Origin of the sequence: Chlamydia poikilotherma, from assembly GCF_900239975.1 — a bacterium.
Classification (GTDB): Bacteria; Chlamydiota; Chlamydiia; order Chlamydiales; family Chlamydiaceae; genus Chlamydia; species Chlamydia poikilotherma.
The window spans coordinates 902,082-916,352 of sequence record NZ_LS992154.1 but is presented as its reverse complement, the minus strand read 5'-3'; the positions used below and the strand labels follow the sequence as shown (position 1 = coordinate 916,352).

Here is a 14,271-nt window from a genome sequence, read left to right as displayed (position 1 = left end):
TGTCTATTTACCATCTTTCTCTATTGACGGGATCGTATTGATAGTGATAAACCTTTTGAAAACGAATACTGAAACATCTCTGAATTAGGTTTACGATGGTCGCAAAAAAGGTATCAAGATTTCCAAAATCTACATTTTCCCATTCCGTAGTTTTAGCAATATTAGTTTCCACTGGGATGATCTCTAATAATCATAGATTATATGGTTATGAACCAGTTTCAGAGGCATTTCTCAATAATCCTCCTTTAAAAACACAATTAGAAACGACTTCAGCGGGTATTTTTAAAAAAGATAAATCTTCAGATACACAGGAGCCTAAGAAGGAAAATAAAGAAGCAGAAGTACATGTAGATACTTCGGTTATAAATGGTGTTTCCTCATGTGTTACTAAGATTTTAGGTGCAGAAGCAGATCAGAGACAGCATTTAGTAGATGTAAGTACTTTATTCGAGACGTTAGAGCCTTTATCATGGAAGAATGTAGATACAGAGTTGTCTACAAACTCAGAAAATATTTCTACTGTTGAAAGTGAGGGACCTCAGGCGAATCGAAAGTATAGTATAGATGATCCTAGGCAAGGCTTAGCCTTTTGCTATAGAAACCTATCGGGTTATCCTACAGATGAAACTAATCCGGGATTTTTAGGTATTGCTCTTGTGGGAACTGGATCTAAATCAGGATTATCTTTTTCTAATTTAAGATCCATAGGTGCGGGAGCTGCAGTATATTCTGATGAAGATGTTGTTTTTGAACATCTTAAAGAAAGACTCCTTTTTGATGGTTGTGAATCTCTAGCTGGTGGAGGTGCTGTTTCAGGCCGTAGCATTGCTGTGAACGGTTGTCATGATGTTACTATAGTTAGCTGCAATACAGATTTGGATATCAGATATTCTGGAGAAATTGCGGATTTTTCCAAAGGTGGAGGAGCTTTTAATGCTCATAAGGTACATGGTGAATCTCATAAATCTAGATTTTCCAGCGGAGAAATTATTTTCTTAGATAATTCTGGGAGTCTTTTGATAGACGGCAACCACGCAGATAAAGCAAACGGTGGAGCCCTAGCTTGTGGCAATTTTGTTTGTTCTGTAAATCGTGGAGATATGCACTACGTCGGGAATCATGCTCTATCTGGAGGTGCAGTATCTTCTCTCAAGTCAATTGATTTTGTTGGAAATGTGGGATCCATAGAGTTCTTAGATAATCACGCTTTAATTTCTCCTCAAGGTTGCACATTTTTAGGTGGAGGTGCTTTAGCTTCTGGGGAGAGAATTAGTTTCTTAAACAATGGAGGAATCCATTGTTTCAAAAATACTTCTAAGTCTTCTGGAGGAGCTCTTTTATCTAGAAATATAAGGATAGTAGAGAATGTTGGAAATTCTTGGTTCAAGGGAAACTCTGCTGAAGTTACAGGTGGGGCGATTAGTTCGCAAAATCAAGTAGAGATCGGCCAGAATTTTGGAAATATTACTTTTGAAGGCAATACTTCTAAATTCGGTGGTGGTGCTATTTATTGCTTACTTCCTGACCAGCCTTATACACATTCTAAAGAGCCTCTATATGGATCAGGGGATATTAAGATTATAGATAATTCAGGGTCGATAAATTTTGAATCCAATGAGAATTTATTGGAATCTCAAGAGACACATAGTCATCTTGGTGGAGGAGCTTTGTATGGAGCGCATATTTTAATCTCAGGAAACATTGGGGATATTACATTTTCTAAGAATGCCGCAGGTCAATTTGAATCCGATAGCACATGTATTGGTGGGGGAGCTATTTTTGCTCATGAGGGTGTTAAGATTACAGATAACTCTGGAGCAATTGCTTTCTCTAACAATAAAGGGAAAATTCTTCCTCTTCCTATAGTGCCTGAGAGTTCCGAAGAAGAAAGTGCTTCAAGTACACCAGTAGAATCTTCACCTGTAGATTTAGGAATTCGTGGTGGGGGAGCTATTTTCGCTAAACATATAGAGATTGAAGACAATGCTGCTGCTTTATCTTTCTCAGACAATTGCATGGAAATTAGCGATAGTAAAATACAAAAAGAACAACCCTTAGGTGGTGGTGCTCTCTTTGGAATAGATAGAGTTAGTTTGCAAAATAACATAGAACTTGCGTTCACTAATAACCACGTCTCTGGTGAGAATAGTAGTGGTGGTGCTATCTTATCTAAAGTAGTAACTATCTCTGATAATGGGAGAGTTCAATTTATCCGTAACTATTCAAAATTCCTCGGAGGTGCTGTTTGTGCTTTAGGAGATACCTTAAGTATTAAAAATAATGAATCTTCGGTTTCATTTATTGGTAATAGAACTGTGACTGCTGGTGGAGCCATTGCTAGTGCTCAGGGCGATATTTTGATCTCTAGAAACCTTGGCAAGATAGAATTTAAAGACAATCTAGTTTTTGGGGACCCCTATGTAGATAATCTTGAAGAAGGACAAGTTAATACTACAGGACATCATAGTGGTGGAGGTGCTGTTTTTGCTAAAACTTCTGTAATAATTAGTGAAAATGAAAATAAAGTACTTTTCTCAGGGAATTCCTCGGGATGTTTTGGTGGTGCGATTTTAACGGGTTCTTTAAACCCCGAATCTCAAGAGCCTTTTGCTTCTAAGGTAGTGAGTGATAATACTAAAGTCGTCATTACAGAAAATATTGGAGATGTAATCTTTTCAGGAAATAGTACAACAGCTTCAAAGCATCATGAACATAATTTGTTCGGTGGTGGTGCTATCTATACTCAAGATTTAGTCATCAATAAAAATGCGGGTTCTGTAGCTTTTTACAATAACTATGCCCCTATAGGTGGTGCTGTGCATATTTGTGAAAAGGGAACAGTAATTTTAGAGGCTTTAGGAGGAGACATTGTTTTCCAAGGAAATAGAACTTCCGAAGATATTTCTAATGGACTTTATTTTGCGGGTAAAGAATCGAAATTAGTTGAAATATCTGCTGCTGGAGAAAATACCGTCCATTTCTCAGACGCTATTGTTTTCGAGGATCTAACACTAAGAAAGAGCTCAGTATCTCATGAGGATATTTTAGATGATCCGACGTTAATACTTAACTCTAAAGCTAAAGATGATTCAGAAGTTTCTCATTCTGGAAATATTCGCTTTGCTTGCGCAACATCTAAAATTCCTCAAGTAGCTTTATTAAAGTCAGGAACTCTTATCCTATCTGATAAGGCTCAGCTCTGGTTATGTGGTTTGAAGCAAGAAAGAGGTAGCGAGATCTTGCTCTCAGCAGGAACTGTATTACGTATTTTCGATCCTAATGCTAAGCCTACAGAAAAACCAGAAAGTCCTTCTGCAACATCTTACTATAGTGCTTATGATTCTGGTAGGAATTCTGATGAGAGGACCTTAGCAGATATTAGTGTTCTTGGTGTGGATTTAGCTTCTTTTGTTGCTGGTGATGATGAAATAACTCCTCAACCTCCACAAATTATCGTTCCTAAGGGAACGACAATTGGTTCAGGATCTTTAGATTTGAAGCTTGTGGATTCTGCAGGTATTGGTTATGAAAATCACGCTTTATTGAATAAAGAGGCAGATATCACTTTACTTTCGTTTAGAAGTGCTTCTGCAGTTTCAGATATTCCTGATTTGGATCGTTCTTTGGAAGAGTTACATGTTAAAGTTTCTGTACCTACAATTACTGAAGACACTTATGGACATATGGGCAAATGGTCTGATCCTCAGGTCATTAATGGTAAGCTAATGATTAACTGGAAGCCTACCAGCTATAAGTTAAATCCTGAAAAGGATGGGTCCATTGTATTGAATACTTTATGGGGACAATATGGAGATTTGCGAGCTTTGAAACAACAGCAATTAGCTCACAACATTACTGCGCAAAGAATGGAATTAGATTTCTCAACGAATATTTGGGGATCTGGGATGGGAACATTCTCCAATTGTGCAACAATTGCTAAAATAGATGGTTTTACTCACCGAGCAGGTGGCTATGCTTTGGGTTTGGATACACAGTTGATAGAGGATTTCTTAATAGGAGGAAGCTTCGCACAGTTCTTTGGTTATACAGATAGCCAGTCATATTCATCACGTAGTGATCAAAGTGGTTATTTAGGTTCTGGATATGTAGGTATCTTTGCAGGTTCTTGGTTGTTCAAAGGTGTGTTTATCTATAGTGATATTCATAACGACTTGAATACAACATATCCCACGTTAAATATAGGTAGATCTAAAGGATCCTGGAATAGCAGAGGAATTTTAGCAGATGCTCATGTGGATTATCGGCATATCGTGAATTCACGTAGGTTTATTTCATCGATTGTTTCTGCTGTCGTACCTTTTGTAGAAGCTGAATATGTCTACATTGATCTTCCTACATTTACAGAGATAGGTAGTGAAGTAAGAACGTTTGCTGAAGGACATTTGCAGAACGTAGCCATCCCTTTTGGTATCACTTTGGAACATAGTTATTCTCGAGGACAGCGTTCTGAAGTGAATAGCTTAAGTTTTTCTTATGCCTTTGATGTCTATCGTCAGGCTCCTGCGGTTCTTATCAATTTGCCGGCAGCTTCTTATTCTTGGGAAGGAATTGGCTCCGATCTTTCTAGAAAATCCATGAAAGCCCAATTTAGTAATGATACAGAATGGAATTCCTATTTCTCTACATTCTTAGGATTTACTTATGAGTGGAGGGAGCATACAGTATCTTATGATTTGAATGGGGGTATGCGTTTGATCTTCTAAGAGGTATTGAACACATTTGAAGATGAAAAGGCGTTGTGTATCTTACATGCGCTTTTTTTTGCAATTTTAGAGTATCTAAGTGTCTGTTTTGGGAATTATAATATCCATGATATAAAGGAGATAGATAATTCCTTCGCGCTTGAGTTCGTAATTATCATCATAGAAGCAATCGAGTACTAAATCGATATGTGCTCCTGTTTCAGGAAGATTGAGGATATTAGCAACTTCTTCGATTAGGAAATTATAAACGCGTGCTTGTATTTCAGCTTTTGATGTTAAGAATGCATTATGGATATAGTGTATTAAATCAGAGCATGATCTTCGGTAAGCCTCTATAAAGCTATTTTTAAGCTCTGTATATTGTGCTACCTTTTGAGGAAGAGTTGAAGTCTGACGTAATGTGAGGCCTGAGAGATTTTCATTTAAATGATCGGTGATTAAGCCGAGTTGTTCACCACACAGACGTTTTAAACCATTAATTTGATGCCATTCTTCTTTATGAGCAATGAGGTGCTGTTGAGAAAGCAAATGTTCTTTAAACATTTGTAACCATAATAGCATCTGATCTCTTCCATAGTTTCGTGTGTTGTAAAGATTATTGATAGATCTAAAAATGGTCTCTCCCCAAGTCGGTTTACATGTAGTTGCATAGGAGGAAATTTCCTTCAAGGCAATCCTTTTATTTTCTTGAGAAATGTTAGGATCTTCCAGAGCTAGGATTAGATGATGCATCAGGATGGGGAATGTTTGAGCATCAGGATGAGATGGATCTTCTTTTAAGTAAGTAAGATAATTCATAATAATTTGCCAATCAGAGTTCCAGCAATTTAGATTGTTAATTAGTCTTTTGAGTTTTTTATAATCGCATAAACTTCTTGAGTAGGATGTCGTTGCTAATGAGTTTAAAAATGGTGAAGGTAGGGGGGCTAGACGTAAGACGTCCGGCGACATATTGATTTCAAATTCTCCAGATACTTTTTGGAGCACCGCTCTTTTTACTTCTTCAACAAATGCTTGTTGTGTTTCTGTTAAGGGTTTGAAGATTTTTTGAGTTTCTGGAAGAAGAGGGATTGCATCTATTTTCCTTTGACAGGCAGAAGAAATTGCTAGAGCGAGTAGTTTAACGGGAAGGAGTAGAACGTAAAGTACAAGAGAAATAAAAACTGAAACAACACATACTAGAGCGATAAGTAGGTGATCTAAACAAGATGTTGGATGTTGCAATCTTAAAGTAGAGCCTATTTCCCGAAAAAGTTTGTAGAACAGATGACAGTAGGTAATCTGTTTTATGAGAGTGGTAATGCGGTTACAGCACGAGGAAGTTCGGGAATCAGGGAGTGACGGTAGATGGGAATTATTTGGGTCAAGGGATACGCTCATTGTTAGTGTATTCTCTAAGGGTTAAATCAGTTTATTGTTTTAACATTCTATCATTATAACAGTTTGATTCTAGTTCTAAAATTATTTTATTAAGTTGTTGTAATATAGTTTTTTATATTAACTTTAACTATAAAGTTTGAAATCAAGGTCGTTCTTGGTGGGAAAGAAAAATTCCAGTAAGAAGTGGAATCGTTATAGATTTATAATTCTGTATAGAGAACGTACCGAACAATCATAACAAGATCGTCTTTTTCCGAAACGTGTATATGGAATCATTTTGTGTTTGAGAGAAAAGACTAAGGCGACATAATTAGGTATTATGTCGCCTTAGCATCGGAGAGAGTTGTCTCAAAGTTTAGTTGTTATTATTCAGATGCGTAATAACTCCTGCTTTTAATAGTAGGTAACAAATTACTTCTCTGGTTGGTTTGTATTCATTTTCTTCAGTGAAGAAAACATCCATCATGATATTTGCACGCTCAGACTCTGGTACCCCAGCAGCTTCTAGATCAGCAAGAACAATACCTTGTAATGTATTTACCTGATCATCCGAGCCGGTAAGAGCCTGTGTTAGAGCTGATTCGACAACCTGTTCTCCCATCTGGATATACCTGTTTCTGAATCTATTCAAGTATTGAGCGTGGTATCCTGATCTGAAATCCCTCGCCAATGACATTGTATATCCATCTAAAATGATACCGGTATTATCTAAACCTAATTCAGAACCGTGTACCTCTTTAAATGCTGTCATCATATGCCACTGTGCTTCATTATTAAAGACTTCAGAAAGCAGGTGTTCTTTACATATCTGTACCCAAGAGAGTATGACATTTGTTGAAAGGTTGTTTGAGTTGAATATGTTTTGTAATTCTTGTCCTGCAACCCTTACCCATGTAGGACCACATCTATCGCTGAAAGAGGCTATGACAGTTATGATTGATAGCTTCCTGTCAGTTGGTATTGCTTCATTATTTAGAAGTTTAAGAATCTGGAACATAGTTCCTCGAGCAAGAGTCTGGGCGTCTTCTGAGCTCACCATACCACCAGCTCCGTTCGGTAATTCTGAGAGGATTTTTGTCCAAGCTCTACGTATGCTGTAGTTTTGCGTGAGCTCTTTGATTTTGTTCCCTAGAGGGACTTTGATTGGACCCCAGTTATTTGGTGAATTACTAGTTAGGGTTTGTAGATATTCGTCGTTAGTTGGAGCAAGGTGTATGCTGTCTTGATTTATAAATACGGGACGAGAAAATTGATGTCGTAATAGTTGAGTATATCCAGCAATTTCTTCAGCGCTTGCTTGTGTATTGCAAGGCGGCATCACTCGGTTTATTAGTGTTCCCTCAGCTTCGTCTGTATCTTCGTTTGCTTCCTGTGTGGTTATAACTGTTCCTGGTTGAAGGCTTTCTTGTAGCAATAATTCTTGATGCATAGCTTCTAACCATATCTCAGGAGAACTGGATTTATGCGAGATTATATATTTTAACATCTCCTTTTTTCTTTCTGGAGAGAGGTCATTGTTTTTTAGAAGCGTATTAATTTTAAAGAGATAGCCCTGTGCACGTTGTTGAAACTCTTCTGTTGCTAATTCTGGAAGAGTTTTATTAGCTATTGTGTCTAACATTATGAACCAATCTCTACGCAGATCTAGGCTTATAGTTGTTGAAATAATATTGTTTTTTAATCTGTTCAAGAAGGTCCAACGTCTTGGTGAATTTTCTATGAGATAATTAGTAAATTTATTGTTTCTTTCTGCAACTTCCTCTGGGGTTAGGTCTTGTGATGATGTCATGCTGTTTTGGAGTCTTAATGCGGCATCTTCCATTGAAATAGGCTCGTAGTCAGGTGCGCGAGCCGGTGTCGCAACAAATACCTCTAGAGGTAGTTGAAGCAGATCAAGGTTCTGTGCATCTATTCCAGCTAATGAAGCAAGTAGGTTGATATGTTGGTTATAGTATTCGTGCTCTAAGTTCGGGAAGTTATTTTGTAGGAATATGTATCTAGGATCATTGGGAGACATTAATTCTTCTGCAGTAGGAGGGGGAGGTGCGGGTTCTTCTTGTTGCGGAGAAAGAGCTCTTGGTTCATCAAAGAGGTTTAACGATGTAGGTCGTATGGGTTGCCCGGCAACTAAATCAGGAAAAGCAATAAGAGCAGGGAGATTGAGAATATCTTCGTCATTTTCACCCACAGCAATACCTTGAAGTCGTACATTTACACGAGCGCCGTGGATAAGCACGCTATGATTCGCATTTGGATAGGCCCTATTTAAAAAATCTCTAGCGGTCAAGGTTTGATCAACTTCTTGTTGAAGAAAGACCGCGGCTGCAGATGTATCAACAACTAAGGACGCTGGTTGGCTTGATATGTCTTGTTGTTGAGGAATTGTCTGGTCTGCTGGCAGGGCAACAGAAGCGGGTTGCGATGGGATAATTGACGGTTGTGGAGACACAACTGAAGCTGAGGTCTCGTCTTGTTGACTTAAGAAAATAGGTAATTGATCTAGATTTGGAGCTCCTTCTGGGAAAAACATTGAGGCAGGGAGGTCGAGTATATTTGTTTCTTCGGGGAGATCTTCAGCTTGTAGGAAATTAATTCCTAAATTCTCTAGGGTAATATCGGATAAGTCTATTTCAGGATAGTTCATTTGTAGATACTGTCGAAGTGTGATGTCTTGGGAAACTATCCCATTGGGTTGGATTGAGGGCTGGCTGGGGATGCTTGCTTGATCTACAGAAGGACGACGTACTTGAGATTGTGGACGGATAGGTGCAAAGGATTCTGGAGCAAATCTGCTTGAATCTAATCCTATAGAAATACCGGAATCAGAACCTCGTCTACTTGGTGGAGGCGTTGGTTGGGGTAGTTGAGGTATTACAGGAATTTCTTCTCCTCTTACAGCGGGTCTAGAGGCGCAGGGGCAGCAGCTTAATCCTAGTAGGATTAACTTTATTGGAAGAAGAAGAATGCAAAGTAGAACTGTGATAATGGCGGATAAAACAAAGGTAAAAACCCATCCCGCACCGGAACGAAATTCTGGATTTAAACAGAGACAAGACCCAAGTTTAGTGCTTAACGCATTGAATATGGATCTAAAAGAAATCTTTTGATTTGCAGTTTTGATAAAAGAGGTTTCGTGTAATGCAGAAGCTGGCTGTGGTGGTGCAAAAGCAGCACGAAAATTATTGTGTTCTAGCGACATAAAAATTTACCTAAATGAAAAAATATGCCAAAAATTCTCCCTAAAAGGGTTGTTTTCGTTCCTTGTAAAAAAAAGGCTGAAAAAGTTTAAAAGAACACAAGATTGTTTGCAACTTTTTTTATTTCTATGTAGTTACTGTTAAGTGATTTTATTGGCATAGATTATAAAAATTTCTTTACAGATTTGTTTGTTGAATAGTTAAAGAAATAAATTCCGAAGTCTGTGTGTTATTTTTTCGATAGTTGTTTGCGCTTCTGTAGTTAGAATTCCTTGTTGGAGGAGAATAAAGACAACTCCTTTAGTATTTAATTCAAACTGTTCATCATAAAATAAAGAAGATAGAACCGAGGAAATTTCATGTTCCGGAACTTCTAATTTTCTCATGGTTTCGTATAGATATAGTGATAGGGAATTCTTCAGTTCCTGAGAAGAATCAGTGATTTGATAGCGGATATATTCGATAAGATTCTTTACAGAAGCTCTGTAGTTAGCAAGAAATTGCTTATAAACACGATTATAGAGAGCTTGTTTTTTTAGGATTAGGTAGCCAGTGAATTGAATACGCACCAGAGAATCCATATTCAAACCTAAGGAACGTCCGTGATAATGCTTAAAACTTGATATGTGATGCCACTCTTCAGAAGCTCGATTAGCAATAGATTGTAACAGATTTTCTTTGAACATCTGTACGCAAAGTAGCACGTAGTTAATGCTCGTATCTTGTTTGTTGTAGATTGCAGCTAACTCTCTAAATATAACTTCGATCCAAGTAGGAGGACAAGCGTTTACGTAGCTTCCAATATAGTCTAGGAGTTGTTGTTTTTTATCTTTGGGGATGGTTGGGTTTTGTAATGCTATTGTTAGCTTTTGCAAGACTGTATAATATAGCGATCCCTCATAGGATATCTCCTGTTTGGGAGAAGTCTCCTGATTCTTAAGGTGTTTAGCATAGACGTAATTAAGTATTTTTTCCCATGGTTCAGGCAGGGTAGAGCATAATGAGGATATCTCATTCTCTAGATTGGATAATTCCCAAGGCTGAGTTTCTGGAGTTAAGAAGGATTGTAGGAAAGGAGAAGATTCTGGAACGAGACTGAGATTATTGCAATCAATATAGAGTTGTTGATTCGTTATATCCTGAATTTTGTGTACGAAGGTTTGTAAGGGGGATAATGTCGTTATTTCAGGATCTTTTAAACATAAGCCGATTGCTAGAATCGCAAGCTTTACAGGATAGAGAATCAAGAGAAGAATAGCGCTAACGATTGCTGACAGGATTGAAATAAAAAGAGTTTTGCAAGTCCCCAGAGTATTAGTAGTTTGTGAATATTTCAATAAGTCAGTTTTTATAAACGTATAGAGAACATGAATATGAATACTGTCCGCATATACTTGTAGAGTTTGTTTTAAAGATTTTTTGGGAATGACATTTATCGAATAAATGGAAAGACCGTTAGAAAGAATGTTTGTCATAGAATAGGTCTCAGTCTAAAAGAATTCATTCATCGCCAAATGCGGTGTAATAAGCGCATGTTGGGAATAGACCTGCGTTTCTACAAATCTTTGATTTGGTTGTTGATGTAAATAAAGCTTTGGCGATGTCGTATTTAGCTATGCTTGCTCCTGAAATTAGGAGGGAGCATCTATGTAGTACGGTATAGATAGCGGATTCCTATAATTTATAAAGGAGACAATTCTAATCAAAAGATAGTCTTAATGACAAATGCTGAAAATAAAAGAAGTGTATGAGGAGTAGACGATTCTCTTAAATCTAAAAGAGATAATTGCTCAAAAAGTGCTCTAAAGGTCTTTTTTTTGCTTAGCTTATATTTTTGTATCGATTCTAAGCAGGCGATTTCTCATGTCAGATTATTTTTTTCAGATAATTTTCATTTTTCTTTTTATTTGATTTTAAATGATTTAGGTTAAAAACAATAATAATTAAACGCGCTCTTCTTAATAAGAACTTGAAATAAAACAGCATAGAAAATACTATACTTCAGCTGTTTATATTTTGGATTGATTTTTTTATGAAGTGTGCTTCTCCTTGTTTCTATTTGAAATTGGAGAACTCTGATGATCGTTGTTGTAATTTTCTTGATTCTCGAGTTCGTTTAGTCGCGACTATTCTGTCAATAATAGCGAGTTTATTGATTATTACCGGAGCTATAGCTGCGGTAGTGCTTTTTGGATCACAGTTAGGTCTGTTATACTCCACCATAATCATTGGTTTATCTGTAGCCATTGGGGTTTTACTTTTCAGTGCGAGTTTGAGATGTTTTACTTGTTGCGCTTTAGTATCTCGATCCCAACATATCTCGGAAAATATTGTGCGGTCTTATGTCCAGGATTTGGGATCCCCTCAGGTATCTTCAACATCCAGTGAAACTACAGAAACAGTAGAACAGCATTTGAGAGATGTGCTTTCAGAATGTAGTCAAGCTCGTGTTGGTTATCAAGATCTTATAAATCAAAGAGACGAGTCAATTATTCGTTTGTATGCTGCTAGAGAAGCATATGAAACTGCTAATGCGGATTATCAGAGATTTGCGGATCAATCTGCAAATGTAGAGGATTGTAGAAGTATAAGTCGGGAATGCCAAGAGTGTTTTACTACATTAAGAGAAAAATGCTTGGAATATGTTCAATCTGTACAGGCCTATGAAGGAATTCTTCAGCAGATTAGTTCTATGCATAATCTTTTAGACTTTCAGAAAGTAGCTTCTGCTTATGAGCAGGTAAATACTTTATTAAGGGAAAGAGAAGGAAATGCTCAAACGCGTATTTGTGCTTTAGAAAGCCAACTAAGTTTGCGTAATAGAGACCTTGAACAGCTCTCTCAAATGGAAAATGAATTGCAAAGTTCAATACAGGAACTGCAGCGTACGCAGGAGACGAACCATGGGACTATACGGGCTTTGCAAATACGTTTAGAAGAAGTAGGCAAAAGTAGAGACAACCTTCATAATACTCGATTTTTAGAAGTGGGAAATGAATCAAGGCAGCATATTAGACAACTGTTATCGGCGGATGATGAATGCAGTCAAGATCCAAGTCTTCAAGAGCAAAACCGTAGACTTAAGCTCACATTAGGGCTCTATCATAAGATGTTTGAAAATATGGAGACTCGCTTAGGTCCTCAATATTATACAAGTCGTATAGCAACCTCAGGTAGTGAAGGTCTTTTAAGAGAGTTTCTTGGGAATCCTGAGCAGTATACCAGAGGCGAAGTTAATACTATAGTATCTCAATATTTTGAGGATGAGAGAGGGAATCAGCAAAGAGAAGTTTCTAATTTAAGAGAACGGATTGCTCAACAAGATCTCGAGATTCGTGATCTGAGAAATCAAATTTTAGAAGGCTTGGGGCGAAATCCAGAATCACATAGAGATCTCAATGCGACGAGCCTAGACATTATTGATATGACCTTAGAGGAAGATACAATTCACAACATAGTAATTGCTGACGAGGATGAATTTATGGATGCATTGGACAATCCTACAAATTCTAATGATCGATAGTTCTATGTTTTGCAATTTAAACAAATAATTAAGGAGAAATTAGTACTTATCATAAACGAGCGTGTTAGAGTTTGGCAAAACACCATGATTCCAATTTTTAAACCATGTTTTTTTAAAGGTCTACACAGGGGGATGAATTCTCGATGATGAATACTCAGACGCACTGAATAAGAATAGATTTATGAATTAGAGAAATTCGTAATTTTCATTTTTTGAATTTTCTGTGCAGTTATTCTTTCCCGGCGCTTGACATTATCCATATTTTACACAGACGAGCGTATGCAAGTTATCTATTTTATTATGGGTTTTCTTTATGAAATGTATGCAGACGAATCTGTCTTCTAGACCAGAGAGGCAGGTTGTATCCACAAACGTAGACCGAACATATTCTCATACTGCTATTAAGGCTCTTGCGATAGTATCGGGAATTTTAATTATTGCTTCTAGCATTGCAGGATGTATATTTCTAGGTGCAGATTTAGGCTTATTAAGTGCTATTCTCCTAGGCTTTGCAATTATTTCCGGGCTGATACTTATTGCTGTTGGAACATACTTTTGTTGTCAGGGGGCTGCTTATGAGCAGGTCGTCTCGAATAGGGTTTTAATAGAACAAGCTAGGATTGCTGAATTAATAACGGAGCTAGCCTCAGCACAGAAAGAATTGACTACTTTACGCTCTCTACAGTTGAAAAATCAAGAAAGATTGGAGCAACTCCAAGGAGATTCTGTATCTCAGGAGCAACAGAGGCTTCTTCAAGAAAGAAACGAACATATAGTACACTTAGAAAGTGTAATTCAGAGACTAAGAAAAGAGCATGCCGAGCTTCTAGAAGAAAAAGACAAAGAGTGTTACGCGGAAATGGTAAGACAAACATCTCTACGTATTCAACTTGCAAATAACCAGCAACAAGAAATGGAGTCTAAGGAAAAATCTGTCCGAGAACGTTTGCAATTTTTAGAAAATGAGATGACAAAACAAATCGTGCTGCATACCGATGAATTGACAGGAATCCGACAAACTCTATTGCAAAACCAAGAGCAATTTAGTCAAGAGCTACAAGAGAAAGAACAACAAATTTCCGATTTGCGAGACGCTCTAAGTCAGCAGCATGCTGTAGATCTTGATCAGATTCATGAGTTAGAGGCTTTGGTAAGGGAAAAAGAAGAAAGTATAGCGGCCTTACAATGTGATGTAGAGCTTTATAGAGATCTGGAATTAGACAGTACTATAGATTCCCTCCCAAGAGCTTTAGTTCGTATCCGACAGCAAGAGGAACGCATTGCTTTGTTAGAAACCATAAATTTACAACTGACCCCAAGAACACGTAATCGATCATCGAGTATATAGACATTATCACTATGTTCTAAATAGGCTTTGCATTTTTTTGTGAAGCCTATCCTATTTCGCGCCTATTTAATTTTAATTACCAAATAAGAGATCTAAAAA

6 protein-coding genes are annotated in these 14,271 nt (G+C 37.4%); 3 read left to right on the top strand and 3 right to left on the bottom strand.

Features of this window, described 5'->3' with window-relative positions; genetic code table 11:
- Window positions 1-95: 95 nt before the first annotated feature.
- Entirely contained in the window at window positions 96-4,724 is a 4,629-nt protein-coding gene (locus C10C_RS04075) for an autotransporter domain-containing protein (protein ID WP_117274556.1), read from the top strand.
- Window positions 4,725-4,799: 75 nt separating this feature from the next.
- On the opposite strand, the gene C10C_RS04070 is transcribed toward C10C_RS04075, so the two are convergent.
- The 3 genes from C10C_RS04070 to C10C_RS04060 all read right to left on the bottom strand — a co-directional run bounded on the left by C10C_RS04070 (window position 4,800) and on the right by C10C_RS04060 (window position 10,776).
- A complete protein-coding gene (locus C10C_RS04070) occupies window positions 4,800-6,104 on the bottom strand; it encodes a DUF1548 domain-containing protein (RefSeq protein WP_117274555.1) in 1,305 nt (434 codons plus the stop codon).
- A gap of 355 nt (window positions 6,105-6,459) precedes the next feature.
- Window positions 6,460-9,303 carry a DUF1539 domain-containing protein gene (locus C10C_RS04065; protein ID WP_117274554.1) on the bottom strand — a complete coding sequence of 948 codons (2,844 nt, stop codon included), beginning with the start codon at window positions 9,301-9,303 and terminating at the stop codon, window positions 6,460-6,462.
- A gap of 198 nt (window positions 9,304-9,501) precedes the next feature.
- A complete protein-coding gene (locus tag C10C_RS04060) occupies window positions 9,502-10,776 on the bottom strand; it encodes a DUF1548 domain-containing protein (RefSeq protein WP_117274553.1) in 1,275 nt (424 codons plus the stop codon).
- A 557-nt stretch (window positions 10,777-11,333) separates the two neighbouring features.
- Between C10C_RS04060 and C10C_RS04055 the strand changes: the two genes are divergently transcribed.
- Window positions 11,334-12,824 (top strand): IncA family protein, encoded by a 1,491-nt coding sequence (locus tag C10C_RS04055; RefSeq protein ID WP_117274552.1) that lies wholly within the window; start codon window positions 11,334-11,336, stop codon window positions 12,822-12,824.
- Window positions 12,825-13,137: 313 nt separating this feature from the next.
- A complete protein-coding gene (locus C10C_RS04050) occupies window positions 13,138-14,172 on the top strand; it encodes a coiled-coil domain-containing protein (protein WP_117274551.1) in 1,035 nt (344 codons plus the stop codon).
- Window positions 14,173-14,271: the final 99 nt, after the last annotated feature.

What these genes read in the sequence shown, in the direction of transcription:
- C10C_RS04070 (WP_117274555.1), bottom strand. Translation starts at nt 6,104, where the DNA reads ATGAGCGTATCCCTTGACCCAAATAATTCCCATCTACCGTCACTCCCT.
- C10C_RS04060 (WP_117274553.1), bottom strand. Translation starts at nt 10,776, where the DNA reads ATGACAAACATTCTTTCTAACGGTCTTTCCATTTATTCGATAAATGTC.
- C10C_RS04055 (WP_117274552.1), top strand. Translation starts at nt 11,334, where the DNA reads ATGAAGTGTGCTTCTCCTTGTTTCTATTTGAAATTGGAGAACTCTGAT.
- C10C_RS04065 (WP_117274554.1), bottom strand. Translation starts at nt 9,303, where the DNA reads ATGTCGCTAGAACACAATAATTTTCGTGCTGCTTTTGCACCACCACAG.
- C10C_RS04075 (WP_117274556.1), top strand. Translation starts at nt 96, where the DNA reads ATGGTCGCAAAAAAGGTATCAAGATTTCCAAAATCTACATTTTCCCAT.
- C10C_RS04050 (WP_117274551.1), top strand. Translation starts at nt 13,138, where the DNA reads ATGAAATGTATGCAGACGAATCTGTCTTCTAGACCAGAGAGGCAGGTT.